The following is a 24,559-nucleotide window of genomic DNA, read 5'->3' as shown; positions in this document are numbered from 1 at the left end:
AGATTATGGAAATGAATTTGTTTATCGCCTACATTGGCATCGCGATTATGGTTGGTTTGTCGGGCATCGGTAGTGCTTACGGAGTAACTATTGCAGGTAATGCTGCTATCGGAGCATTGAAGAAGAATGATAGTGCATTCGGTAACTTCCTGGTATTGACAGCTCTTCCGGGTACACAGGGTCTTTATGGTTTTGCAGGTTATTTCATGTTTCAGACAATCTTCGGTATTTTGACTCCTGAAATTACACCTATCCAGGCATCAGCAGTGCTTGGTGCAGGTATTGCTCTGGGATTGGTTGCTTTATTCTCCGCTATCCGTCAGGGACAAGTTTGTGCAAACGGTATCGCAGCAATCGGACAGGGACACAATGTATTTAGCAATACGTTGATTCTTGCCGTATTCCCCGAACTCTATGCAATCGTTGCTTTGGCTGCAACCTTCTTGATTGGTAGCGCACTCGTTGCATAATTTTTAGCAAGAATATTTCCTATAAAGGACTTTCAATCCCCTTGTACATGCTGCTTTGCATGTGCAAGGGGATATTCTTTTTTCATTATAGGGCAACGTTTCTTTCCTCTTCTTAACTCATATTTTTCGCATAAAGTATTATTTTTCAAAGAATAATGTGTACTTTTGCACTCGCATACTAAAAAGAGTTTTAATATATTATATGGTAAAAGATTTATTAACCCCCGATTATATCTTCGAGTCCAGCTGGGAAGTATGTAATAAAGTGGGAGGGATATACACCGTCTTGTCGACACGGGCAAATACATTGCAGGAAAAGTTCCGCGACAGAATTTTCTTCATAGGTCCTGATGTATGGCAAGGAAAAGAAAACCCTCTATTCATCGAGTCGGATAACCTATGTGCTGCCTGGAAAGAGCATGCGCTTGAGAAAGACGAACTTTCTGTCCGTGTGGGACGATGGAATATCCCCGGTGAACCCATAGTCATTCTTATTGATTTCCAACCTTTTTTTGAAAAGAAAGACGATATATACACAGAAATGTGGAATCGTTATCAAGTAGATTCGTTGCACGCCTATGGCGATTACGACGAGGCTTCTATGTTTTCCTATGCCGCAGGAAGAGTGGTGGAGAGTTTCTATCGCTACAATCTGACGGAAACGGATAAGGTGGTATATCAGGCACATGAATGGATGACTGGAATGGGAGCACTTTATGTACAGGAAGCTGTGCCGGAGGTTGCTACTATTTTTACGACCCATGCTACGTCTATCGGTCGTTCCATTGCCGGCAATAATAAGCCGTTGTATGACTATCTGTTTGCTTATAATGGCGACCAGATGGCGCAGGAACTGAACATGCAATCGAAACACTCGATTGAGAAACAGACTGCACATTATGTAGACTGTTTTACTACGGTGAGTGAAATAACCAATAATGAATGCAAGGAATTACTGGATAAACCGGCAGATGTTGTTTTGATGAACGGTTTTGAAGATGATTTTGTGCCGAAAGGAAGCACGTTTACCGGCAAGCGTAAGCGCGCACGTACCTTGATGCTTAGTGTTGCCAATAAATTATTGGGAACAAATCTGGGTGATGATACGTTAATTGTCGGAACCAGTGGGCGATATGAGTTTAAGAATAAAGGTATTGATGTTTTTTTGGAATCATTAAACCGCTTGAACAGGGATAAGAAACTGCATAAGAATGTGTTGGCATTCATCAATGTACCCGGTTGGGTGGGAGAGCCTCGCGAGGATTTGCAGGCACGTTTGAAGAGCAAAGATAAGTTCGACACTCCCCTCGAAGTACCGTTTATCACTCATTGGCTGCATAATATGACTCATGACCAGGTGTTGGACATGTTGAAATATCTGGGAATGGGCAATCGTCCGGAAGATAAGGTAAAGGTGATTTTTGTTCCTTGTTATCTGGATGGTCGTGATGGTATCATGAATAAAGAATATTATGATATATTGCTGGGGCAGGATTTGAGTGTCTATGCTTCTTATTACGAACCGTGGGGATATACTCCGCTGGAAAGTGTAGCTTTCCATGTGCCGACAATCACTACGGATCTGGCAGGATTCGGACTTTGGGTAAACAGCCTGAAGAACCAGCATGGCATTAATGATGGAGTGGAAGTGCTGCATCGTTCGGACTATAATTATTCGGAAGTGGCGGATGGTATCAAAGATACGATTACGTTGTTTGCGGATAAGACTGATAAAGAGGTGAAGGAAATCCGTAAGCGTGCTGCTGAAGTTGCAGAGCAGGCTTTATGGAAGCACTTTATACAATATTATTATGAAGCTTATGATATCGCTTTGCGTAAGGCAAGGATACGTCAGTTGAGTTAAGAAAGAAATTATTTATCAATAAGTAAACGAAAACATTATGAAAATCAAAGTTAGTAATGTGAATACTCCCAACTGGAAAGAGGTTACTGTGAAATCACGTATACCGGAAGAGTTGGAGAAGTTGTCTGAAATCGCACGCAACATTTGGTGGGCATGGAATTTTGAAGCGACTGAACTGTTTAGAGATCTAGATCCGGAACTTTGGAAAGAATGTGGACAGAATCCAGTACTGTTGTTGGAACGTATGAGCTATGAGAAGCTGGAAGCGCTGGCAAAAGACAAGGTGATTCTAAGAAGAATGAATGAAGTTTATACGAAATTCAGAGATTACATGGATGTGAAGCCGGATGAGCAACGCCCATCTATAGCTTATTTCAGCATGGAATATGGCTTGAGCAGCGTCCTGAAAATATATTCCGGTGGTCTGGGCGTATTGGCTGGTGACTATCTGAAAGAGGCTTCCGACAGCAATGTTGATTTGTGTGCGGTAGGTTTCTTGTATCGTTACGGCTACTTTACTCAAACGTTGTCTATGGATGGACAGCAGATTGCCAACTACGAGGCACAGAACTTCGGTCAACTTCCTATTGAACGCGTAATGGATGCCAATGGTCAGCCGTTGATAGTTGACGTTCCTTATCTTGATTATTTTGTTCATGCAAACGTATGGCGTGTGAATGTTGGACGTATTTCTTTGTATCTGCTTGATACGGATAATGAAATGAACAGCGAATTCGACCGTCCTATCACTCACCAGCTTTATGGTGGTGACTGGGAAAACCGTTTGAAACAGGAAATCTTGTTGGGTATCGGTGGTATCCTGACTCTGAAAGCTCTGGGTATCAAGAAAGATGTTTATCACTGTAATGAAGGACATGCTGCATTGATTAATGTTCAGCGTATCTGCGACTATGTAGCTACTGGATTGACTTTCGACCAGGCTATTGAGTTGGTTCGCGCTTCTTCTCTTTATACTGTTCATACTCCGGTGCCTGCAGGTCACGACTATTTTGACGAAGGTTTGTTCGGCAAATATATGGGTGGTTATCCTTCCAGAATGGGTATCTCATGGGATGACTTGATGGATCTAGGACGTAACAATCCGGGCGACAAGGGCGAACGTTTCTGTATGTCTGTTTTTGCTTGTAACACTTCACAGGAAGTGAACGGTGTAAGCTGGCTGCACGGAAAAGTTTCTCAAGAAATGTTCTCTTCTATCTGGAAAGGTTATTTCCCGGAAGAAAGCCACGTAGGATATGTAACGAATGGTGTTCACTTCCCAACTTGGAGTGCAACAGAATGGAAAGAATTATACTTTAAATATTTCAACGAAAACTTCTGGTTCGATCAGTCTAATCCTAAGATTTGGGAAGCTATCTACAATGTGCCCGATGAAGAGATTTGGAAGACTCGTATGACTATGAAGAATAAGTTGGTTGACTATATCCGTAAGTCATTCCGCGATACATGGTTGAAGAACCAGGGAGATCCTTCTCGTATCGTTTCACTGATGGATAAGATCAATCCGAACGCATTGCTGATTGGTTTCGGCCGTCGTTTTGCTACTTACAAACGTGCACACTTGCTGTTCACCGACTTGGATCGTCTTTCTAAGATCGTGAACAATCCTGATTATCCGGTACAATTCCTGTTTACAGGTAAAGCTCACCCGCACGATGGAGCAGGCCAGGGCTTGATTAAGCGTATCATTGAAATCTCTCGTCGTCCGGAATTCCTGGGTAAGATTATCTTCCTCGAGAATTACGATATGCAACTGGCTCGTCGTCTGGTTTCCGGCGTTGATATCTGGTTGAATACTCCGACTCGTCCGTTGGAAGCATCCGGTACATCTGGTGAAAAAGCTTTGATGAACGGTGTTGTCAATTTCTCCGTATTAGACGGATGGTGGCTGGAAGGTTACCGTGAAGGTGCAGGTTGGGCGTTGACTGAAAAACGTACTTACCAGAATCAGGAACATCAGGATCAGCTGGATGCTGCTACTATTTACAGTATTCTTGAAACTGAAATCCTTCCGTTGTATTATGCACGTAATAAGAAGGGATATTCTGAAGGCTGGATCAAAGTGGTGAAGAATTCTATCGCACAGATTGCTCCTCATTATACCATGAAGCGTCAGTTGGATGATTACTATAGCAAGTTCTATTGCAAACTGGCAAAACGTTTCCAGACTTTGGCTGCTAACGATAATGCAAAAGCAAAAGAAATCGCAGCTTGGAAAGAAGATGTGGTTGCTAAATGGGATTCTATTGAAATCGTATCTTGTGACAAGGTAGAAGAGCTGAAGAATGGTGATATCGAAAGCGGAAAAGAATATACTATTACTTACGTTATCGATGAAAAAGGCTTGAATGATGCAGTGGGACTTGAATTGGTTACTACTTACACAACTGCAGACGGAAAACAACATGTTTATTCTGTAGAACCGTTCAGTGTAGTCAAGAAAGAAGGCGACTTGTATACATTCCAGGTTAAACACAGCTTGTCAAATGCAGGTAGTTTCAAGGTGTCTTACCGTATGTTCCCGAAGAATCCGGAACTTCCACACCGTCAGGACTTCTGCTACGTACGTTGGTTTATCTAATTGCTTGAGTAAAAGTAGGGGAGTATATTTCCCTCACTTTCATACATACATTCAGCCCCTGTATTCTTTGAGAATGACAGGGGCTGAATTTTTTATCTGTTTGGAGAGTGAGGCGTAAAGTCTCGCAAATAAAAAAGACTGTCTCATTTTCTATTTGAGACAGTCTTGTATAAATTTCAAGGCCTTTGGAAAAGCCTTTCTTTGGATTTGTTATTTTACAGCTTCTGCAATTTTAGCTTGAAGTTCTTCTCCGTGCAGACCGCGAGCAATAATCTTACCGCTACCGTCGATCAATACAGTGTGAGGAATGCTGTTTACAGCATAAAGCTGTGCACCTTCACTTTGCCAGAATTTCAGGTCGGACATTTGCGGCCAAGTCATGTCTAGCTTCTTGATTGCTTCTTTCCATGCAGCACCATCCTGATCGAGAGATACACCTACGATTTCGAAGTTTTTGCCTTTGTACTTAGCGTATGTTTCTACCAGGTTAGGCATTTCGCGACGGCAAGGACCGCACCAGCTAGCCCAGAAGTCAACCAATACTACTTTTCCTTTGCCTACATAATCAGACAATTTCACTGTCTTTCCTTCCGGAGTCTGCATTTCGAAATCAACAAATTGAGTACCTACAGCAGTCTTTTTCTGCTTGTCAGTCATCTCTTTGATTCTTACGATTGTTTCGTCATTCTGGAAATTAGCAGGAATTTGTTGCAACAAAGCCTCATTTTCGTCCGTAGAGTTATTGTAGAAAGTTTGTTTAAACAAGAATACTCCAACCGGGTTGGTGATATTCTTTTGTACGCCTTCTTTGATTGCTTTGTCATATTGTTCTTCCAGCTGAGCACCTTCTTTTTGTTTGGCCTCTTTCTGCTCATCACTTAAAGATGTATTACCCATTGCCTCATAAATGGCATTCATTTTTTTGCTGATGTCATTGATTTGAGCTCTGATTTCCTGGTATGCATCGTTGTTGGGAGTACCGGTAACAGCGTCATTATCCTTGGTCAGGGCAACGTTGATTTTTCCGTTTTCCAGGAAGAAGTCGATCATCAACGGTTCTCCGTTCACTTCACAAGTGACATAACGGCTAACCACAGAATCTTGTGTGCCTTCAAAGGTAAAAGTACCTTTGGTGATAACGGCTGTATCTAGTTTGGTCAGATTTCTACCATTGGCTTCCTGAAGATAAACGGTGTCACCATCGCTTGCACCTTCTACTGTACCTGTAATAGTGTATCCGGCTTTGTTTCCGCCAGTACAAGCTACCATGCTTAACGCTGCCGTTGCAATAACTAAATAAGTAAACTTTTTCATGCTTTTGTAAAATTGGTGAATAAATATTTATGCAAAGATAGATTTTTTTTCTGTCGGGCATCGAAAAACACTGTTATATTAGATTAACACGTAGGTGGAAACCGCAGAAATGTGTACCTTTGCAGCCCAAACTTTAGTATGAATATGCAAGAAGATAAATCCATCATTGAGGTGAGCCATGTATCGAAGTACTTTGGCGATAAAACAGCATTGGATGATGTGACTCTGAACGTGAAAAAGGGCGAGTTTGTGACTATCCTTGGTCCTTCCGGTTGCGGTAAAACCACGTTGTTGCGTCTCATTGCTGGTTTTCAGACAGCTTCGGAAGGCGAAATCCGAATTTCGGGGATGGAAATAACACAAACTCCTCCCCATAAGCGTCCGGTGAATACGGTATTCCAGAAATATGCCTTGTTCCCGCACTTGAATGTGTATGATAATATCGCTTTCGGCCTGAAACTGAAAAAAACACCGAAACAGACCATTGAGAAGAAGGTGAAAGCTGCTTTGAAAATGGTAGGCATGACGGATTATGAATACCGCGATGTGGATTCTCTTTCCGGTGGTCAGCAACAACGTGTAGCTATTGCCCGCGCCATCGTGAATGAGCCGGAAGTGTTGTTGTTGGATGAACCGCTGGCAGCGCTCGATCTGAAAATGCGTAAGGATATGCAAATGGAGCTCAAAGAAATGCATAAATCTTTGGGAATCACGTTTGTGTACGTCACTCACGATCAGGAGGAGGCACTTACGTTAAGTGACACGATTGTCGTGATGAGTGAAGGAAAGATTCAGCAGATCGGTACGCCGATTGATATTTATAATGAACCTATCAATGCTTTTGTTGCGGACTTTATCGGAGAAAGCAATATCCTCAACGGTACCATGATTCATGATAAACTCGTACGTTTTTGCGGTACGGAGTTTGAATGTGTGGATGAAGGATTTGGCGAGAATGTTCCGGTGGACGTAGTCATTCGTCCGGAGGATCTTTATATTTTCCCCGTTTCGGAAATGGCACAGTTAGTAGGAGTGGTAGAGACTTCTATTTTTAAAGGAGTGCATTATGAAATGACGGTGTTGTGCGGCGGATATGAATTCTTGGTGCAGGATTACCATCATTTTGAAGTAGGGGCTGAAGTCGGTCTGTTGGTGAAGCCTTTCGATATTCATATTATGAAGAAAGAGCGTGTTTGCAATACATTCGAAGGAAAATTGCTGGATGCTACTCATGTGGAATTCCTGGGCTGTAACTTTGAATGTGTTCCGGTGGAAGGAATCGCTTTCGATACGAATGTCAAAGTGGAAGTAGACTTTGAAAAAGTGATTCTTCAGGATAATGAAGAAGACGGAACGCTGACGGGCGAGGTGAAATTCATCCTTTACAAGGGTGACCATTATCATCTGACTGTATTGTCAGATTGGGACGAGAATGTATTTGTAGATACGAACGATGTATGGGATGACGGTGACCGTGTAGGTATTACCATCCCTCCAGATGCTATTCGTATAGTTAAAATAACCGATTAACAGGAAAGGAAGTGAATAAGAGGTTTATAGTCTTTTTGTCATCACGTAAGAGTTGGACTCTCCCTTACATTATTTTTTCGGCGATCTTTGTGATTATACCGTTGTTCTTAATTGTCGTATATGCCTTTACCGATGATAGCGGCCATTTGACACTCGCCAATTTTCAGAAGTTCTTCGAACATCCCGAAGCAATCAATACCTTTGTCTATTCGATTGGTATTGCCATTATTACCACCCTTGTTTGTATTTTATTGGGTTATCCTGCTGCCTGGATATTGAGTAACAGCAAGCTGAACCGTTCCAAGACGATGGTCGTACTGTTTATTTTGCCGATGTGGGTAAATATTCTGGTGCGTACCCTTGCCACTGTTGCCTTATTCGACTTTTTCAGTGTGCCGTTGGGCGAGGGAGCGTTGATATTCGGTATGGTATACAACTTTATCCCTTTCATGATTTATCCTATCTACAATACTTTGCAGAAGATGGATCATAGCTATATCGAGGCGGCGCAAGACTTGGGAGCCAATCCTGTGCAAGTCTTTCTGAAAGCAGTCCTTCCGCTTTCCATGCCGGGGGTGATGAGTGGTATCATGATGGTGTTCATGCCGACTATATCGACATTTGCCATTGCCGAGTTGCTGACGATGAATAACATCAAACTCTTTGGTACGACGATTCAGGAAAATATCAATAACAGTATGTGGAACTATGGAGCGGCACTTTCGCTCATTATGTTGCTATTGATAGCTGCTACTTCCCTGTTCAGCACCGATGATAAGGAAAACTCAAATGAAGGAGGCGGGCTATGGTAAAGAAGATATTTGCACAGACTTATTTGTGGATATTGCTGCTCTTGCTTTATTCTCCGATCGTGATTATTGTGATCTACTCATTTACAGAGGCGAAAGTGTTGGGTAACTGGACGGGATTTTCTACCAAACTTTATTCTTCGTTATTCACTACCGGTGCTCATCATTCTTTGATGAATGCATTGATTAATACGATCACTATCGCTCTACTGGCTGCAACAGCATCTACGTTATTAGGAAGCATCGCTGCTATCGGTATATTCAATCTGAAAGCCCGTTCACGCAAAGCGATCGGATTTGTGAACAGCATTCCTATTCTGAATGGTGATATTATCACCGGTATATCCTTGTTCCTTTTGTTTGTATCTCTGGGGATCACACAAGGCTACACAACCGTAGTGCTTGCTCATATTACTTTTTGTACCCCGTACGTTGTTTTAAGTGTATTGCCCCGTTTGAAGCAGATGAATCCGAATATTTATGAAGCTGCCCTCGATTTAGGAGCTACTCCTATGCAGGCCTTGTGGAAAGTCATAATTCCGGAGATTCGTCCGGGAATGATTAGCGGCTTTATGCTTGCACTGACACTATCCATTGATGATTTTGCCGTAACTGTATTCACTATCGGTAATCAAGGTTTGGAAACGCTTTCTACTTATATCTACGCCGATGCCCGCAAGGGAGGTTTGACCCTGGAACTTCGCCCGCTTTCGGCTATCATTTTTGTCGTGGTACTGGCGTTATTGGTTGTAATCAATTACCGGGCAGGAAAAACGAAGAAAAAAGATTAATAGACTATCAAATGTGCTACTACGTAAATAATATGAAAAGAATAATTCCTGCTATCCTGCTCTTATTGGCTTTGACCGGGTGTTATAATTCCGGTGAACCTCGTGAGCGGGTTCTTAAAATCTACAACTGGGCGGATTACATCGGCGAAGGTGTGCTTGAGGATTTCCAGGCATATTATAAAGAACAGACCGGTGAGAATATCCGTATCGTTTACCAGACATTCGATATCAACGAAATCATGTTGACGAAAATTGAAAAGGGGCATGAAGATTTTGATGTTGTTTGTCCTTCGGAATACATCATCGAGCGTATGCTGAAGAAGCATTTGTTGCTACCTATCGACACGAATTTCGCACATTCTCCCAATTACATGAATAATGTGGCTCCATTTATTCGTAAGCAGATTAATAAATTGAGTCAGCCGGGTGAAAAAGCCAGCCGCTATGCTGTATGTTATATGTGGGGGACGGCAGGTATTCTGTATAACCGGGCTTATGTGCCCGATTCGGTAGCCCTGTCCTGGGATTGCCTTTGGAATAAAAAGTATGCCGGAAAGATCCTGATGAAGGATAGTTATCGTGATGCTTATGGAACAGCCGTGATTTATGCGCATGCAAAGGAACTGAAGGAGGGAACGGTAACAGTGGAAGAGTTGATGAACGACTATTCTCCACGTGCGATGGAGTTGGCTGAAAAATACTTAAAAGCCTTGAAACCGAACATTGCTGGCTGGGAAGCGGACTTTGGCAAGGAAATGATGACGAAAAATAAAGCTTGGCTGAATATGACTTGGAGCGGTGATGCAATCTGGGCGATTGAAGAGGCCAATGCGGTAGGAGTGGATTTGGATTATGAAGTTCCCGAAGAAGGAAGTAATATTTGGTATGATGGTTGGGTGATCCCGAAATATGCCAGGAATCCGGAAGCGGCCAGTTATTTTATCAACTTTATGTGTCGTCCGGATATAGCCTTGCGGAATATGGATTTCTGCGGATATGTAAGTTCCATAGCTACTCCCGAAATACTGGAAGAGAAGATAGACACCACTCTTCATTATTATTCCGATTTAAGTTACTTTTTCGGACCGGGTGCAGACAGCGTGCAGATTGATAAAATACAATATCCGGATCGTAAGGTGGTGGAACGATGTGCCATGATTCGTGATTTTGGCGATAAGACAAAAGAAGTTCTTGATATTTGGTCGCGTATTAAAGGAGATAATTTGGGAGTGGGTATCACTATTCTTATTTTCGTCGTTGTTGCATTGATGAGTGGTTGGATGATTTATAAGAAGTGGCAGCGTTATAATCGTCAGAAACAACAAAGACGTAGAAGCAGAAGGAAAAAGGTCAGGAGGAATTAGTGTTTCTCCGGATTGCAAACAAAAAATAAATTAGGTGGAAAATAAAAGCGGTATCTACGGTAAGAAATAAGAAGCACGGTGAACAGAATGCTGATGGCAGGATGTTCGCCGTGCTTGGTATTTATCGTCTTTTCATTTCTCGGAGAATGTCCTTGGTGTCCTTATCTACCCGGAATGACTCAATTGTTTTTTGCAGTGCCTTGTTGTAAGTCCAGTTATCCAGTGTGCTATGTTTCAGATACTCCATTGTCTTTTGGGGAAATTTGATAAAACACAATGATATCATCCATGCCATAGCCATGCGTGCATAATATGCATCATGATTGAATGAGTCGGCATATTTCAGTAACGAATCGATATGCGCGTCATCTACATAATGGAAAAGCATCACAATTCCGAAACGTATTTCAAATTCTTTAGAGGATTTCAGATAGGGTTGGATAAATTGCCATACGTTTTCTTTTCCTTTTTTCACAGAAGTTTTCAGTTCACTGCAGAATATGTCGCATACAGCCCAATTATCTATACGGGGAATGAACATCGTTACGTATTTCATTTGTTCTTCAAGTTCCATTTTTGCCAGTCCGATAATCATTCCCTGAAGCATTGTTTCTTCATAATAAATCGTATCGGTTGATTCGACAAATGTACGCCAGTCTTCTTTCTTAATAATTTCTTTGGCCATTGTCCGCAGTTGGGGGATGCGTACGCCGAGAATGTTGTTTGCTCCCGGGAGGAGGGAAGAATGAAATTCCTGATATTTGGAATCTGCTAATGTTTGTAATTCTTTCCGGATATTTTCAGTTGTAGTCATTTTCATATCGTTGGTTATTTCACAAAGGTATAAAAAAAGAGTATGCGCGCTGTGTGCAGGCATACTCTTTTTGGAGGTAATTCCCATCATAATGAAAATACGTTGGGAAAGTTTATCCGATCAGTTACTTTTTGACCATGTCGAAACTGAATGTGGTAACCGAAAAGTTTTCAAGCGGCTCTCCTTCTACTTCCACTTGGGTGGCTTTGATTACAAAGGTGAGTTTTTTATCTTTATATGTATATTGACCCTTTTCTTCCGCTTCTATAGTTACTTTTACAGTAATTTGAGGAGCTTCCTCTCCCTCTGTTTGTACTTGGGTAGGGATCGTGTATTTTATTTCCAAAGGTTCAGGTTTTAATTGAAGTAGAATGGAGCCTTTGCTATCATCATTAAAGGCTGCAGTATAAGGAATGTTGTAATTGATATCACCCAAAGTCTCAATGATAATTTCGCCTATTTCTTCACCGACAATACTTTTAATCAGATCGTCAACCGGAAGTTTTTTTATCATAATCTGATTGTCTTTTACTTCAGCGGTAACTGTGGCTCCTTGCGGCTGTTCTTCTTTGAAGGAATAGTTTTGTGGATTGACGGATGGAGCAGTTTCTGTCAGCATATTACCGGAATAATTACCTTCCACATCTTTAAGTGAATATACGGGAATATCAGAATCGTTATCACTACTACATGCTGTAAAAGTGGCTATCAGGCCTAATGACATTACTAAGAAAGCAAAACGATTAAAACAACAAGCTTTTTTTATTTCAGTTATAATTTTCATACTGTTTTAAATTAGATTATTAATTTCAAAATTAAGGTGTACGTACATAAAGTAAATGCCGGTACTTGTGAAATACTGCATAAGGAAATAAAAATAGAATATTTTTTTATATGAGTATTGCCATGAAGATCCCTGTTCATGGGATCTTCAATTATAAAATATTCTTTTTATTTTATAGCTTTTTCGTAATGGACTTGCTTGGAGTTATCCCGAAATACTCTTTGTATTTATGGCGGAAATTCTTAAGATTTTTCAATCCAATCATTTCAGGAATAACCTGGACAGAGTATTTTCCACTCTCCAATAACTCACGTGCTTTTTCCATACGAATACGATAAATAAAATACTTCGGTGCTTCTCCCGTCAGTGCTTTCCATTTATTAAAGAAAGCAGTTCTGCTCATATACAGTTCAGAGGCAATTTCATCTATCGTCAGATTTTCCTTATCTATATTTTTTAGAATAAATTCTTTTACTTGATTGATGAATGTGTAATTACTATCATCTAAAACTTTCTCTTCTTCCTTTTCCAAGAACTGCTTTCCGAAAACTGTCTGCAAGAATGATCTTCTTAGAGAACGGTTGTTTTTGATAAGTACATTCATTTCTATCTTTAAATCTTCGATGTGGAAAGGCACATATAAAAAGATGTCGGCCAGAGAACTTTCTCTTTTGTTGCGTTGTCCTATATCTATACGTGAACCGTAAAGGATGATAGGAATAACGGATGTTTCTCCTGATGTCTTTAGTCTTGATGACAGTTCATAGCCATACATTCCATGCAGCATAAGGTCGCAAATCACTAAATCAGGATATTTCTCTTTTATACATTCTAAAGCTTCAGAGCCATTCCCGAAACTTTTCACATCAAAATCCTTTGATAAACATTCTTCCAAATAAGACTTGAATTCTTCATTACTGTCAGCGAGAACAACAGTAGGCTTGATTGAACTTTTTTTATGAGCAATCTTACCCAATGAAGTATCAGTCTTTCTTTCTTCCGACTTTTTTGCGGAGTGTATGATATTATATCCGGATACCTTTCTTTCTGAATTTGTTGTAGGAAATCTTAGTGAGACAGTGTGGGTTGAATGATTGATAAGAATATTCCCATCACATAGTTTCATTAATTTTTTGCAGAGTACACTTTTGGCAAATGCATATTTGAACTCTGATTTATGTTTAGGTTTAATCAAGTGATACTTTTGGCGCCTATAACATGTTAGCAATTTGCCCTTGTTGGCATCGAACGTTTTAAGTTCCCAGTGTTCGGAATTAGAAGAAATTGAAAAGATAATCCTTTTATCTTCAGGTTTCGAATGTTCTATTGCGTTTTTTATGAATTTATCAATGATGGGAGAGATTTTACTTTGATCGAACCAAACGCTGGCATAATTAAACTCTGTTTTTATTTCTAACTTAATCCGCTTGTCCGTAGCGAAATTTTTCAATGAATGGACTCTGTTATTAATGAAGTTTCCCAGTTCATATTCGGCAATATCCATCTGTTTGGAGTAGATAAGCAGATGTCGCAGATTCATTAATTTGGTTAGGTGTTCATCAAGACAGTCTATATTACGAATGACTAGTGATAACATTTTCTTTATGTCTTCGGGGCAACTATCATCACAAGCAGCTCTTAGAGGGGTATGAACGAGTGTGATAGGGTTGCGAATGCTTTGAAAAGAATCCATGAAATATTGGTGCTCTTCTTTTAAGATTTTGATTTCCTTATGGAGGGTAAGAAAATGAGATAAGAGCCAATATAATGAAATTCCTCCGGCTGTAAGTAGTAAGAAGAAGTGAGACTGGTGAAAGATATTTGCATCTATAATAGAGACAAATAGTGACGTTATCATTAAGTATTTCATATTTATTTTTTGTTGAAGTCACTTGGACTGTATACCTCTATTCCTTTTTAGTTGAGGGGGGATGAGAAAATGCACAACGAGTGTGATTTAGGGCATTACTAAACTCAAACAGTCTAATCTCAAAATTATTTGTTCTTTGAAGGTCAATATTAAGAAAGCGAGTTCCGTATGCAGATTTAAATCCTTACGTCTTGAATCATTCTTTAAGGAATATCTATTTCCTCCAAGTGACAATAATTAATAGATCATTTTTTCTGAATATATAATACTAAATAGAGATTCTTTGACGGTGGTGGGCGTATCTTGTATTTGATACTGTAATCTTTTGGGGCTATCAGTATCACAATATGCTTTTTCATATGTAATTCCTAAGGTAAAGTAAACATATTTTCTTTATTGAAATATAGTTTGTTTTTGCGGAGTAAAAGTAATGATTTGGTATAATAAATAAATGATGAGTTATTGGCAAATGGTGTATTGTTATTGTTTGGTGTTGTTTTGTAGGTGATAAGTGTTGTGTTTTTGTATTATTTTAATTGATGATATTTGGTGGAAATAGTGAAACCGGAACTTTAACCAAATAGATGGTTAAAATTCCGGTTATATTATTTTACTGATAATAGGCGCATAAGCTCCTGTTAGTAAGGAAAGGATTTGTTTTTCCTCCCCTGTTTAATTGATAATTCTACATCTCGTAATAGTTTTTATCCCCTTTCATATCCTTGTATTTACCATTATGCAAATAGTTGATGTCCGGTTCATATTTATGGCCTCCTTCCACTCTATAAAAGGCTGCTGCCCCTGCATTTATGTTAGCATGATATGGTGTTGCTTCCAGTGCGTCCGACCAGAAAGGGATATTACGCATTATGTAAAGTTTGCCAAGACCTTTGTCATATAACTTTTCTCGTAACGTTTCCGGATACGATTCGTCATTTTCATAATCGAACGTATATTCGTCGGTGCTGAAACCGCCATATTGAGATTTGTCCAGTCCTGCTATTGGTTTTTCAATCGAGCTATCCTCCCATGGATTCATAATTTTGGTATTTACCCATGTCCAGGCATAATCAATATATTCACCTGCTCTGATACCCGCAGCCTCGGAGGCTAGTGAACCGGCCGGATCACCCGTTATGGTAACTGTAATCAGTTTGGTCTTGCCTAAAGATTCCCGTAGTGCTTTGATGAGCTTCGGATACGAGGTCGCATTGGCAGCCGGATGTCCGTTTATACCATATTCGGCACCTTCGTCCATGAGATTAATGCCATCTACACGGTAGTTGGCGAGCTTCTTGACTTCCGCTACAAAGGCTGTAATCTGCTCATCTGTCAGGTTGCAGAATCCCAAGCCGGTCCCTTCTGCTTTAAGGGTGACGCAACGCTTTATACCATAGCTGGAGAGTGACGACATATTGCTTAACTGCTTTTTGAAATTGGCTGATTGGTTCAGAGTCACTTTTCCATTCGCATATCCCAGTGTTGCGGCATTCACATTAATGATGTCATATAAATAGGCATACCACGACGTTTCCCATAACTCATAATGTCCGGGACCGAATGTTTCATTATCATATAATACCATGATAAATTCTTTGGCAATGGAGGCGTTGACTTTTTCGCCATCAATAAACCCTACCATCTTGTACTTTTTCATATCAGCCTTCATCGGGCTCAACCACGGATAAGTAGAGCGTTTATAATAAATCTTGTAATAGATTTCATTACTATCCCGTGACGGACGAATTCCGCTTTCTTCCGGTAGTTCTACGGTAATAGGGAGCAAAGAATAATCATGCAATGTGCCTAGCGGATTCAGGCGTACCATGATAGTATCCGACATTGTATCTCCTGCCTTAATAGTCATTGCACCATCGTTACTGATGCCCTCAATGCTGATAGTAGACATTTTCCGGTATTCCGTACCGTGTTCTTCATTGTATTTGTCTACTAAGTCGAGGTCGATTTTCATTGTGATTCGGGTGTCCTGTGCCACCGGCTTCACCGTTTGGTAGAAGAATGCAAAATCGGGAGTCTTGGTATTGGTCATGGTGATTTCCAGGTCACTGGTTGTCATATCACATTTTAGCATGCCAAAGTTATTGTCTAAAGCCGTCTCGTTAGGTAATTTACCTACGGGAGTGGCAATGGAATTATCTTCGCAGCCTCCTAGCATGCCGGTTACTAATGTAATGGCAGCCATGCAGAGAACATTTTTGAAGTTTATATTTCTTTTCATGTCCATGGTTATCTTTAAAGTGAATGATTACTTGTTGATTTGTGGAATTTCGATTCCCGTCGGCCACACAAGAGGTTCGGCAGATACTGCATCGAATCCGTGTTTCGAATGGTCCTTGACAATGTTTCCCTCACCTTCATTAAATTTCCAGTAAGCAAGCAGGCTTTCTTCGTTTTCAGGATCTTCCACTTTATACATATTCGTCCAGATTTCCTCTTTCGTACGGCAAGTGTTCCAGATACGTATCTCTGCGATGTTACCGTTGAGTTGCCGTAGCTCATCTTCATAAGAGCGTCCTATCTGGAATTCGCAATCCGGCGTTCCACAGATATCCACAGTAGCTCCTTTTCCATAAGAGATATCCTGACTTTGCAGTTGTCCGTTCACATAATAGGCAATAAAATGTTCCTTGGCGTTGTACACCAGCGCTATATGATACCATGTCATTGCATTCAGTGACTTAGCCCTGTCGGCGGCGGGGAATTTGACTCCGTCCGGTCCCTGCATCTGCAACTGTTGGCGTGGGAAACTTGTATCACCTATACGCATTAAGAAATGCTGTTCTACTCCCATGATCGTACTGATATCCGATGCACCGGCCGTATTGCTTGGTCCGCTGTATGTAAAGTCCTCTACATATACCAGTGCTTCCATGGTAATCTGACCTAATTCTTTCAGACAGGCATTTTTCTCTTCGTCGAGGAAAGTAGGCACTTCCAGATAATTGTCTTTCAGGTTGGCGGCTACCGTGATAGCGCTTGAACGGCGCACCAGATAGAACAATGTTTTCGAACCGTTCAATAGATGAACGCCACCCGACGTTTCAGAGATGGTGAGCGGAACCAGATAAGTTTTATCAATCTCCAGATCTAACAGGTTATTAAAATAGATCGTATCAATCAATGATTCACTCTTTTCGGCTTTGATAATCAGTTCGCTGTTCGACAGGCTATAATATTTACTATCCAGCATTCCATAATCAGTCCCGTGCCGGGCATTGAATTCGTTTATCAGTCCGGGATCCGCTTTCAGCTTCACTACGATGTCTTTTCCTGCCGGGTAAGTCAACTTGGCGCTGAAGGCACGTTTCTGTTCATTCAGCGTATTTCGGAAAGTCACTCTTTCTGAATTGCTGTTACTGGCTTCCTTGATATAGACCATGTTGTCGAATGGTGCTTTATTGCTGTAATCCGTATTGTCACAGGCAATCATCAGTCCGCAGATGATTGTAGCCAGAGAGATGATTATTTTATATCGTTTCATAGTTCCTCCTTTCATTAATTAATCGGTGATGGGTTCAGTTTTTGGATAGCATCACGTATACGGCGGTAGTTAGTCACCCCATCGGTGGCGAGATAATCTTCATTGGCATTGTAGATAGAAACTCCTGCCAGCGGACCATTGTTACCCAGTCCTGTGATGAAATGATTGATGATGTAGGCCATCCCTTCCGAGGTTTGTATAACATCCAAATCTTCCCGGCTGATGATACCGGTTTTACCGTCATCGGTCGGAGGAGTGGCTGTCGTTATCACTTTCTCTTTGGGCATTTTCCCATAGAAACCTACAGGTTGGCTCATATTCAGTTTTATTTCGAGTGAGCTTTCAAGCAACACAATTTGCCCATCCACGAAATAGTCTACCAAATCGATGAACGGCTCTTCGTATCTTCCGCTATAATCCACTGTAAATGTGACGATGCCATCAAAGAAAACCAACTTTCCATTATTAGCTTTCGGACCGCCGATAGCGGCAAGTTTTTCCCGGATAGCCGTCGTTACCTCATTGAAGAAATCGACATGCATCATACTTCCGGCACGACCAAACTGCACATAATAACCGTCAAATTCATCACTCTCCCCGTTTTTCAATGCCGCATTCATTTTCGTTTTGAATTCTTCCAGGTTTTCTGTCTCTTCGCATTGGTCGTAGAATTCGGATAAATTCTTGTAATAGAGAAATTTGGTGCCGGTCCGTTTGAGTTTGGATATGTCTTCCTTATCATAAACGGACAGATTATCAGCGTTGGTCAGCACCACAAAATCTACGCTATCGGGCAAGGAACGCAAGAAATCCTGTTCGCCCAATGTCGTACCCGGATTGTTGGCAAAACGTATTAACATTAACGTATGCTTCCGGTTTTTGTATTCTTTCAGACTTTGCTCGTATTTTTCATGCAAGCTGGGGTCTTGTTCGTCGGGAAATATAGGGTTGTAATCAACCGGTGTCGGTTCTGTCCAGTCGCTACAGGCAACGAACATCAGTGAGCAGGCTATGGTCAATATGACACTTATGAATGAATTCTGTTTCATTGTATCTTGGGTTTAAGTTCCACATTATTTTACATTCGGATTGCAGTCCCACCATAAGCGGGTAGCGCCGTTATCTTCTCCATTGAGCTTTCGCAGGGCACCGAGCATATTTTCCGCATTCAGCTGATATTCTTCAGCAGGATAGGAGAGACGTCGTATTCCCAGTGTCAGGTTAGTGATTCCCACTCCCTTGTTGTCCATTATCGGAAGGAATTTAGGATACCCTGTGCGGCGATGTTCGCACCAGGCTTCAATGCCCAGAGGAAACATGGCAATCCATTTTTGAGTAATGATACGTTCCAGGTTTTCTTCGAAACGGGTATTCTCCTTGTCCTCGTTCCAGGCAATGGTGATGCTGCTCGGAGATTGGGCGCTGTATGTACCTCTCGGGTCTTTGTAAGCCCCTGGCACCAATGTTTTATTCTGGGAGTATCCGCTTGCTCCGCTTGCGCCCCATTGCTCAAAGGAAAGGGTGATCGCCTTCTCATATAGCTGTTGGGCATCTCCGCTCATTGCCCATCCCCGCAGGGCACCTTCGGCGCGAAGGAACGTGACCTCGGCGGCAGTCATCCACATATACGTATCATTGGCAGTCATCAAACGGTTGGAATAGGTTTGTATCAACTCGTCGTCCGTCACTTTGGAAGGAAGAATACCAATGCGTAGCCCATAGTAATCGGTATCATCCTGATACTTTCCCTGGGTGAAGTATTTTTCCAAACGCGGATCGTTATATCCCTGCATATAGGAAACGATTTCCGCAGCTATCCGGTAATCCTTCCAATCATTGAAACAGAGAGCCGAACGATTCTCCTCCACATGCAGTTGCGCGTTGTCCTCATTGTTCTCTATCACACCTGCGGCTACGGCTTTCTCGGCTATTTCCCTGGCCAGTTCCGGTTTCACATAAACGATACGCATGGCTATGCGAAGCTGTAACGAGTGAAGGTATTTATACCATTTCCGCACATCTCCATAATAAAGATTATCCAGTTTCTTAAATCCTTCCGCACTTAGACCTAGATTCTCCTTCAGAGCTTTATCTGCTTCTTCCAATTCCTTGAACATAGCCACATAAACCTCCTCTTGAGAGTCATAAGGAGCACTAAGGCCGTTACCTTCCGTTTTATCTCCCAATACTTTGGTATAGGGAATCGGCCCGAACATATCCGTAGACCGGTGCATGATAGCGACTCGCAGAATCTTGGCGAATGCCAGTGCGACGGGGTCATTGGTACGGTTGATAATATCCCGGTAGGAAGGATACATTTCCGAGATAGGATCGGAGAACGAAGCCTTCAGCCAGTCCGACTTGGGATTATAAGTCGAGTATTTTTCAGTCCAACCCACACGAGTCTCTCCAAAATAACGCCCGTAGGCTCCTCCGCACATCGCTTCCACAAATTGATAAAGATGCTCTTGTGTGGGGACCACCAATGCTTCCATGCTCTTTAGAGACGAGCCGATGATATGGTTTTCGCGCATCAGTTCATCCTGCGTTGTCTCGTAAGGATTACGATTGATATCCATATCGATACAACTTCCCGTCCATAGCATCAGCGTTAGCAGGTATGCCAGTCGGAGGGTTGCTTTTCTGTATTCTTTCATTTGAGTATTCATAGTTTTAGAAGTTAATCTTTACATTAAAACCAAAATTGCGTGTACTGGGCATCATGAAGTAGTCGATTCCCTGATAGAAATTGTTTGTTGTAGCAATCGCTTCCGGGTCGAAAGGTGCTTTGCAATAAATCATCCACAGGTTACGTCCCACTACAGAGACGTTGATGTCGCAGATATTACCCAACCATTTGCGGGGGATGGTGTATCCGATGTGCGCTTCCTGCAAACGCAGATTTGTGGCACTATACGTATAATATTGCGGCAGCCCGCTTGAGGTAGCTACAATCTCGTAATACTGCTGTGCGTTCACCCAGCTACGTCCGTTGACGAGTACTCCGCCACGGTCACGGGCGGCAGCAGATGCTTCGGATACGCCATATTGGTCGAGAGCAGCCTGTGTGGCTGAATAAACAATACCTCCCAGGCGGGCACTTAATTGGAATCCCGCATAAATACCTTTGTAAGAAAAGCTGTTGTTCCATGCCAGGTTTGCTTTAGGAAATACGCTGCCTAATTTGATGTCAGGTAGATTATCCGTTTTGGCGACATCCCCATTTTTGTCTATCTGGATATATCCTTTATCGTCACGTATGAAGTCGGCATTCGTGTACAGGTCTCCCAGTGTGCCTCCTTCTTTCAGGATAAATTTGGTATATCCCAGTCCTTTTAGTTCAAGGCGGTCTTTGTTGACGATTTCTCCGGTTTCGGGATGCACATAGTCCTTAACCAACTCCACAATTTTGTTTTTATTCCAGGAGAAAGTGAAATTACTGTTCCATCCGAAGTCGCGCCATGTATGTCCGTAAGAGAGTAGCCCCTCGACACCGAGATTGCGTACATAACCGGTTTGCACATAAAGAGTCGAATAGCCGGAAGATACGGTGATTTTCGGGTCGAATGTCTGGTTATAGGTATTGGCATAGTAGAATGAACCACTGACTTTGAAATCCTTGAAGAAAGTTCCGTCCACACCTATTTCCCAAGAGTCGGTACGTTCCGGTTTCAGTTTGCCGATAGGATAATGGGTTTTGGCGTTCCAGTCCTGTTTGGTAGGGTCATAGCTGTAAGTCGGTTGTACCAGAAAACGCGGGTAGGGGGTACCCACAGAACTGAATGATCCGCGTACTTTCAGGTAATCAATCGCTTTGGGTAATGTCACCATTTCGCTGATTACTGCCGAAAGACCTACCGATGGATAGAAGAAAGAAGTAGGATTCGAGCCTTTCAACTGGGAAGCCCAGTCGTTACGTCCGGTCAACGTCAGGTACAGCATGCTTTTCCATCCTATTTCCGCACTGGCAAAAATAGACTGCGTCATTTCTTCCGAACCCTCCTGTGTTGCCCGTTTCTTGGCGTTGTCCAAATCAAATACATTGAATACGTTGGGCACTCCCGTGTCGCGAATCGGACCACCGTAACCCAGTAAATCACTGGAGTTGTCGCTCAATGAAGTACCGGCATTGACTACTACCGTGAAGTCGTCAATGCGTTTATTGATATTCACCATGAAGTCGGCATACGTTTGTGTCTCGTTCACCTTTTGAATGGTGTAATGTCCCTGGGTACTACCTTCGGTCAGTGTAGAGATCGTACTTGCGTATAGCTTTTGCTGATAAGTATTGTCGGTGTTATCCACGCGGATACGTGCCGATACATTCAGCCAGTCCAAAATGTCGTATGTCAGTCCGGCATTCAGCATATAACGCTTTTTCTCATTCGTGCGGACGTTCCGGTAAGCAATCCAGTAAGGATTCTGCATACGCAAATCCCCTTCACCTTGCGGCCAGTAAGCCACATTGATTTTACGTGCTTCGTCATAACGTTCGAAGGCTTTTACTAGAGAAAAGTCATCGCCGCGTGGAAACAGGTAAGCCGAAACCAATGGATTGGAATAAACTCCCTGATTGGTCATGTTGCGGTCATTTTGTATGATATAACTGGCTCCTACATCCAATTTCATCTTGTCATTCAGGAAATGAGTCGTATTGCGAAATGTGAAATTATATCGGTTGTACCTATTGTTCGGAATCATCCCTTCTGAATTGACTGCTGCGGCAGAAAAGAACGTTTGGTTCTTGTCCGCACCTGTCAGGAAAGAGATGCTTTCAATATCGTCGGGATTAATATCCGCAATGGCTTCCGTAGCACCTTTGGAGTCAAATTCAGTACCGCCTCCACCGCCGAAGTTATACATCGGAATACCGTCAATGACGTATAGCGCATTACTGCTCTGCTCGATAGACTTTGTACCACGCATCACCACTTTACTGGCACCTCCCACACCGGAAGAAGAAGCATTAATGACAACGCCGGCAGCCTTTCCGCTCAAACTGTTGATAAAGTTGGCGTCTTTTATTTCCGGCATCTTGTCTGCTCTGATTTGCTGGACGTTGTAGCTCAATGCTTTTTGCTCGCGTTTGATGCCGAGAGCAGTTACTACAACTTCCGATAGCTGTTGCGTATCGGCTGTCAGTTGAATGCGGTAATTATTCTGGTTGGTGACTTTAATGCTTCCTGAAGTATAACCGATATAAGTAAATGTCAGTGTATTTCCGGTGGAAGCTTCGATCAGGAAGTTCCCGTCGATGTCTGTGAGATCCGGCGGCAGTGCCTTCCACTTTGATGTTCACTCCGATCAAGGGATCATTGTTTTCATCAACTACCTTACCGGTGATCTTTTTGGTCGGGTTACTTTCTTTCTTTTGTTCCGGAATAATCATGATATATTTCTCTTTCAGTTGATAGGTGAAACCTGTACCTTTGAGAATTTGAGCGAGCGCATTTTCCAACGAAGCCGCCTCTATATTGAGGGTGATGGCCGGTTTGTTTTTCAGTTGGGAATCGTTGTAGCCTACGGACATACCGGATTGTTTTTCAACTTCTTTCAGTGCTTCAATCACAGATATACTATTCTTTTTAATAGTGATTTTAGCACCATTTTGTGCAAGGGAAACTGTTGTGGCGAGCATCAAACAGAAAAAAAGCATAAAACTTCTTCCCTTTGTCTTCTTGTCTACTATAAATTTATAAATTTGTAGCATTTTCTTAGTATTAGGTTATTGACTAAATTATTTCGAGGTAATTTGTAGAGTAAACTCTAATATTGGGAATTCAGATTTCATATCCGGGACGGAGTGAGGCCTCTGTTCCGGGTATTTTTTTGCATGGCATATAAGGTTAAAAAGTTATATTCTTGTCAGATAGCACTTGTCTTCTACTATTCTATAGTCCATTTGTCCGACCACGTTCACGATGATTTCCATCACTTCTTCGAGTGGTGCGTTGTCCTTGAAACGAAAACTGAACCTGTCGTTTTTGAGGTTCTTGATACTATATACAAAGGCATAAGGATATTTTCGCTCCAATACGTTGATGATGTCCGTCAGCGTCATCTTTTGCAGAACCAGTTCTCCGCGTTGCCAGGCTGTCACATCGTCCATATCCGGATTGGAGAGATCATATTTCTTATTGTTTCTGTTATAGGCAAACTGTTCGTTGGGATGGAGAATGACACTTGTTGTCAGATTGTTATAATCTACACGGATACTGCCTGAAATGAGGATCGTTGCTATTTCCTGGCTTTCAGGGTAGGCAGATACATTAAATTCCGTACCCAACGCAGTAATCTGTAAATCATTGGATTTCACGATAAACGGACGTTTTTTGTCCGGCTTAACCTTGAAGTTGGCTTCGCCTAACAGGAATACACTACGACTATCTCCGGTAAACTCGTGCGGATATAAAAGTGTACTTTTCGAGTTGAGTTGCACTTTTGTTCCGTCGGGCAGCGTCAAACTTCTCATTTCTGCTATCGGAATATATTGCTGTAACAAGTCGGTTTCCGCTTTTGTGCCTACAGTCGATAGATAGACCGAAGAGGCAAGCAGGAGGAATAAGATAGCGGCTGCGGATTGCCATATATGTATTGGGCGAATTCTTCTCTCTTTGGGTACGGTTGGAATACCTTCCTGTTTTTTCAGGCGCTCGTAAGACTTCTGCATTCCTTTCACGTTTTTTTGCCGTTGCGCTTTGTTCCATAGCTCTCTCAAAGCATCTTCTTTCTGGGATGCATGATCCTCATCTACCAGCCATTGATAGAATTCATTTTGGGTAGCTTCCGGATAGTTATTGCCGGTAAATAATATCAGTATTTTCTGAAAAAAGTTCCTCATTTGC

Annotated in this window: 18 protein-coding genes; 7 read left to right on the top strand and 11 right to left on the bottom strand. The window is 41.9% G+C overall.

Features of this window, described 5'->3' with window-relative positions; translation table 11 throughout:
* The first annotated feature begins 5 nt into the window (after positions 1-5).
* The 3 genes from DWZ47_RS25670 to DWZ47_RS25660 all read left to right on the top strand — a co-directional run bounded on the left by DWZ47_RS25670 (position 6) and on the right by DWZ47_RS25660 (position 4,936).
* Positions 6-470 carry a V-type ATP synthase subunit K gene (locus DWZ47_RS25670; protein WP_004297644.1) on the top strand — a complete coding sequence of 155 codons (465 nt, stop codon included), beginning with the start codon at positions 6-8 and terminating at the stop codon, positions 468-470.
* A gap of 202 nt (positions 471-672) precedes the next feature.
* Positions 673-2,334 (top strand): glycogen/starch synthase, encoded by a 1,662-nt coding sequence (locus DWZ47_RS25665; RefSeq protein ID WP_117515132.1) that lies wholly within the window; start codon positions 673-675, stop codon positions 2,332-2,334.
* A 37-nt stretch (positions 2,335-2,371) separates the two neighbouring features.
* Complete coding sequence (locus DWZ47_RS25660) at positions 2,372-4,936, top strand: glycosyltransferase family 1 protein (protein WP_004297649.1); 2,565 nt, start codon at positions 2,372-2,374, stop codon at positions 4,934-4,936.
* Positions 4,937-5,146: 210 nt separating this feature from the next.
* On the opposite strand, the gene DWZ47_RS25655 is transcribed toward DWZ47_RS25660, so the two are convergent.
* Positions 5,147-6,250, bottom strand: coding sequence for a TlpA disulfide reductase family protein (locus DWZ47_RS25655; RefSeq protein WP_004308092.1), 1,104 nt, complete (start codon positions 6,248-6,250; stop codon positions 5,147-5,149).
* Positions 6,251-6,388: 138 nt separating this feature from the next.
* Between DWZ47_RS25655 and potA the strand changes: the two genes are divergently transcribed.
* The 4 genes from potA to DWZ47_RS25635 are packed head-to-tail and all read left to right on the top strand — an operon-like array spanning position 6,389 to position 10,744.
* Complete coding sequence (potA, locus tag DWZ47_RS25650) at positions 6,389-7,780, top strand: polyamine ABC transporter ATP-binding protein (protein WP_004297652.1); 1,392 nt, start codon at positions 6,389-6,391, stop codon at positions 7,778-7,780.
* Between the two features lie 11 nt (positions 7,781-7,791).
* Positions 7,792-8,592: an ABC transporter permease gene (locus DWZ47_RS25645; RefSeq protein ID WP_004308090.1), complete on the top strand. Its 801-nt coding sequence runs from the start codon at positions 7,792-7,794 to the stop codon at positions 8,590-8,592.
* Positions 8,586-9,380, top strand: coding sequence for an ABC transporter permease (locus DWZ47_RS25640; RefSeq protein ID WP_117515130.1), 795 nt, complete (start codon positions 8,586-8,588; stop codon positions 9,378-9,380). The genes DWZ47_RS25645 and DWZ47_RS25640 overlap by 7 nt, the downstream gene beginning before the upstream one ends.
* Positions 9,381-9,412: 32 nt before the next feature.
* Complete coding sequence (locus tag DWZ47_RS25635; protein ID WP_008776543.1) at positions 9,413-10,744, top strand: ABC transporter substrate-binding protein; 1,332 nt, start codon at positions 9,413-9,415, stop codon at positions 10,742-10,744.
* A gap of 121 nt (positions 10,745-10,865) precedes the next feature.
* On the opposite strand, the gene DWZ47_RS25630 is transcribed toward DWZ47_RS25635, so the two are convergent.
* From DWZ47_RS25630 to DWZ47_RS25585, 10 genes are all read right to left on the bottom strand, one after another.
* Positions 10,866-11,558: a DNA alkylation repair protein gene (locus tag DWZ47_RS25630; RefSeq protein ID WP_022199559.1), complete on the bottom strand. Its 693-nt coding sequence runs from the start codon at positions 11,556-11,558 to the stop codon at positions 10,866-10,868.
* Between the two features lie 124 nt (positions 11,559-11,682).
* On the bottom strand, positions 11,683-12,342 hold the full coding sequence (locus DWZ47_RS25625; protein WP_004300189.1) for a DUF4840 domain-containing protein: 660 nt from the start codon (positions 12,340-12,342) through the stop codon (positions 11,683-11,685).
* Between the two features lie 172 nt (positions 12,343-12,514).
* Positions 12,515-14,212 (bottom strand): response regulator transcription factor, encoded by a 1,698-nt coding sequence (locus DWZ47_RS25620; protein WP_004300188.1) that lies wholly within the window; start codon positions 14,210-14,212, stop codon positions 12,515-12,517.
* Positions 14,213-14,897: 685 nt separating this feature from the next.
* Positions 14,898-16,451 (bottom strand): BT_3987 domain-containing protein, encoded by a 1,554-nt coding sequence (locus DWZ47_RS25615; protein ID WP_004317799.1) that lies wholly within the window; start codon positions 16,449-16,451, stop codon positions 14,898-14,900.
* Positions 16,452-16,478: 27 nt separating this feature from the next.
* Entirely contained in the window at positions 16,479-17,714 is a 1,236-nt protein-coding gene (locus tag DWZ47_RS25610) for a DUF1735 and LamG domain-containing protein (protein WP_117515140.1), read from the bottom strand.
* Between the two features lie 14 nt (positions 17,715-17,728).
* Positions 17,729-18,763 carry a glycoside hydrolase family 18 gene (locus DWZ47_RS25605; protein WP_004308086.1) on the bottom strand — a complete coding sequence of 345 codons (1,035 nt, stop codon included), beginning with the start codon at positions 18,761-18,763 and terminating at the stop codon, positions 17,729-17,731.
* Positions 18,764-18,787: 24 nt separating this feature from the next.
* Positions 18,788-20,383 carry a RagB/SusD family nutrient uptake outer membrane protein gene (locus DWZ47_RS25600; RefSeq protein ID WP_004317801.1) on the bottom strand — a complete coding sequence of 532 codons (1,596 nt, stop codon included), beginning with the start codon at positions 20,381-20,383 and terminating at the stop codon, positions 18,788-18,790.
* 4 nt (positions 20,384-20,387) lie between these two features.
* Positions 20,388-22,748, bottom strand: a complete 2,361-nt coding sequence (locus DWZ47_RS25595; RefSeq protein ID WP_117515138.1) for a SusC/RagA family TonB-linked outer membrane protein — start codon at positions 22,746-22,748, stop codon at positions 20,388-20,390.
* Between the two features lie 139 nt (positions 22,749-22,887).
* Positions 22,888-23,370: an STN domain-containing protein gene (locus DWZ47_RS31425; RefSeq protein ID WP_374938664.1), complete on the bottom strand. Its 483-nt coding sequence runs from the start codon at positions 23,368-23,370 to the stop codon at positions 22,888-22,890.
* Positions 23,371-23,568: 198 nt separating this feature from the next.
* Positions 23,569-24,555 (bottom strand): FecR family protein, encoded by a 987-nt coding sequence (locus DWZ47_RS25585; protein WP_117515116.1) that lies wholly within the window; start codon positions 24,553-24,555, stop codon positions 23,569-23,571.
* Positions 24,556-24,559: the final 4 nt, after the last annotated feature.

The sequence above is a fragment of the Bacteroides sp. AF32-8BH genome (genome assembly GCF_003435205.1).
Lineage (GTDB): Bacteria > Bacteroidota > Bacteroidia > Bacteroidales > Bacteroidaceae > Bacteroides > Bacteroides ovatus.
This window is presented reverse-complemented; position numbering and strand designations above follow the sequence as displayed.

Coding starts and splice junctions, on each gene's coding strand:
- potA (WP_004297652.1), top strand. CDS start 6,389: ATGAATATGCAAGAAGATAAATCCATCATTGAGGTGAGCCATGTATCG.
- DWZ47_RS25595 (WP_117515138.1), bottom strand. CDS start 22,748: ATGCCGGAAATAAAAGACGCCAACTTTATCAACAGTTTGAGCGGAAAG.
- DWZ47_RS25635 (WP_008776543.1), top strand. CDS start 9,413: ATGAAAAGAATAATTCCTGCTATCCTGCTCTTATTGGCTTTGACCGGG.
- DWZ47_RS25655 (WP_004308092.1), bottom strand. CDS start 6,250: ATGAAAAAGTTTACTTATTTAGTTATTGCAACGGCAGCGTTAAGCATG.
- DWZ47_RS25605 (WP_004308086.1), bottom strand. CDS start 18,763: ATGAAACAGAATTCATTCATAAGTGTCATATTGACCATAGCCTGCTCA.
- DWZ47_RS25660 (WP_004297649.1), top strand. CDS start 2,372: ATGAAAATCAAAGTTAGTAATGTGAATACTCCCAACTGGAAAGAGGTT.
- DWZ47_RS25585 (WP_117515116.1), bottom strand. CDS start 24,555: ATGAGGAACTTTTTTCAGAAAATACTGATATTATTTACCGGCAATAAC.
- DWZ47_RS25620 (WP_004300188.1), bottom strand. CDS start 14,212: ATGAAATACTTAATGATAACGTCACTATTTGTCTCTATTATAGATGCA.
- DWZ47_RS25630 (WP_022199559.1), bottom strand. CDS start 11,558: ATGACTACAACTGAAAATATCCGGAAAGAATTACAAACATTAGCAGAT.
- DWZ47_RS25610 (WP_117515140.1), bottom strand. CDS start 17,714: ATGAAACGATATAAAATAATCATCTCTCTGGCTACAATCATCTGCGGA.
- DWZ47_RS25670 (WP_004297644.1), top strand. CDS start 6: ATGGAAATGAATTTGTTTATCGCCTACATTGGCATCGCGATTATGGTT.
- DWZ47_RS25640 (WP_117515130.1), top strand. CDS start 8,586: ATGGTAAAGAAGATATTTGCACAGACTTATTTGTGGATATTGCTGCTC.
- DWZ47_RS25625 (WP_004300189.1), bottom strand. CDS start 12,342: ATGAAAATTATAACTGAAATAAAAAAAGCTTGTTGTTTTAATCGTTTT.
- DWZ47_RS31425 (WP_374938664.1), bottom strand. CDS start 23,370: ATGCTTTTTTTCTGTTTGATGCTCGCCACAACAGTTTCCCTTGCACAA.
- DWZ47_RS25615 (WP_004317799.1), bottom strand. CDS start 16,451: ATGAAAAGAAATATAAACTTCAAAAATGTTCTCTGCATGGCTGCCATT.
- DWZ47_RS25600 (WP_004317801.1), bottom strand. CDS start 20,383: ATGAATACTCAAATGAAAGAATACAGAAAAGCAACCCTCCGACTGGCA.
- DWZ47_RS25665 (WP_117515132.1), top strand. CDS start 673: ATGGTAAAAGATTTATTAACCCCCGATTATATCTTCGAGTCCAGCTGG.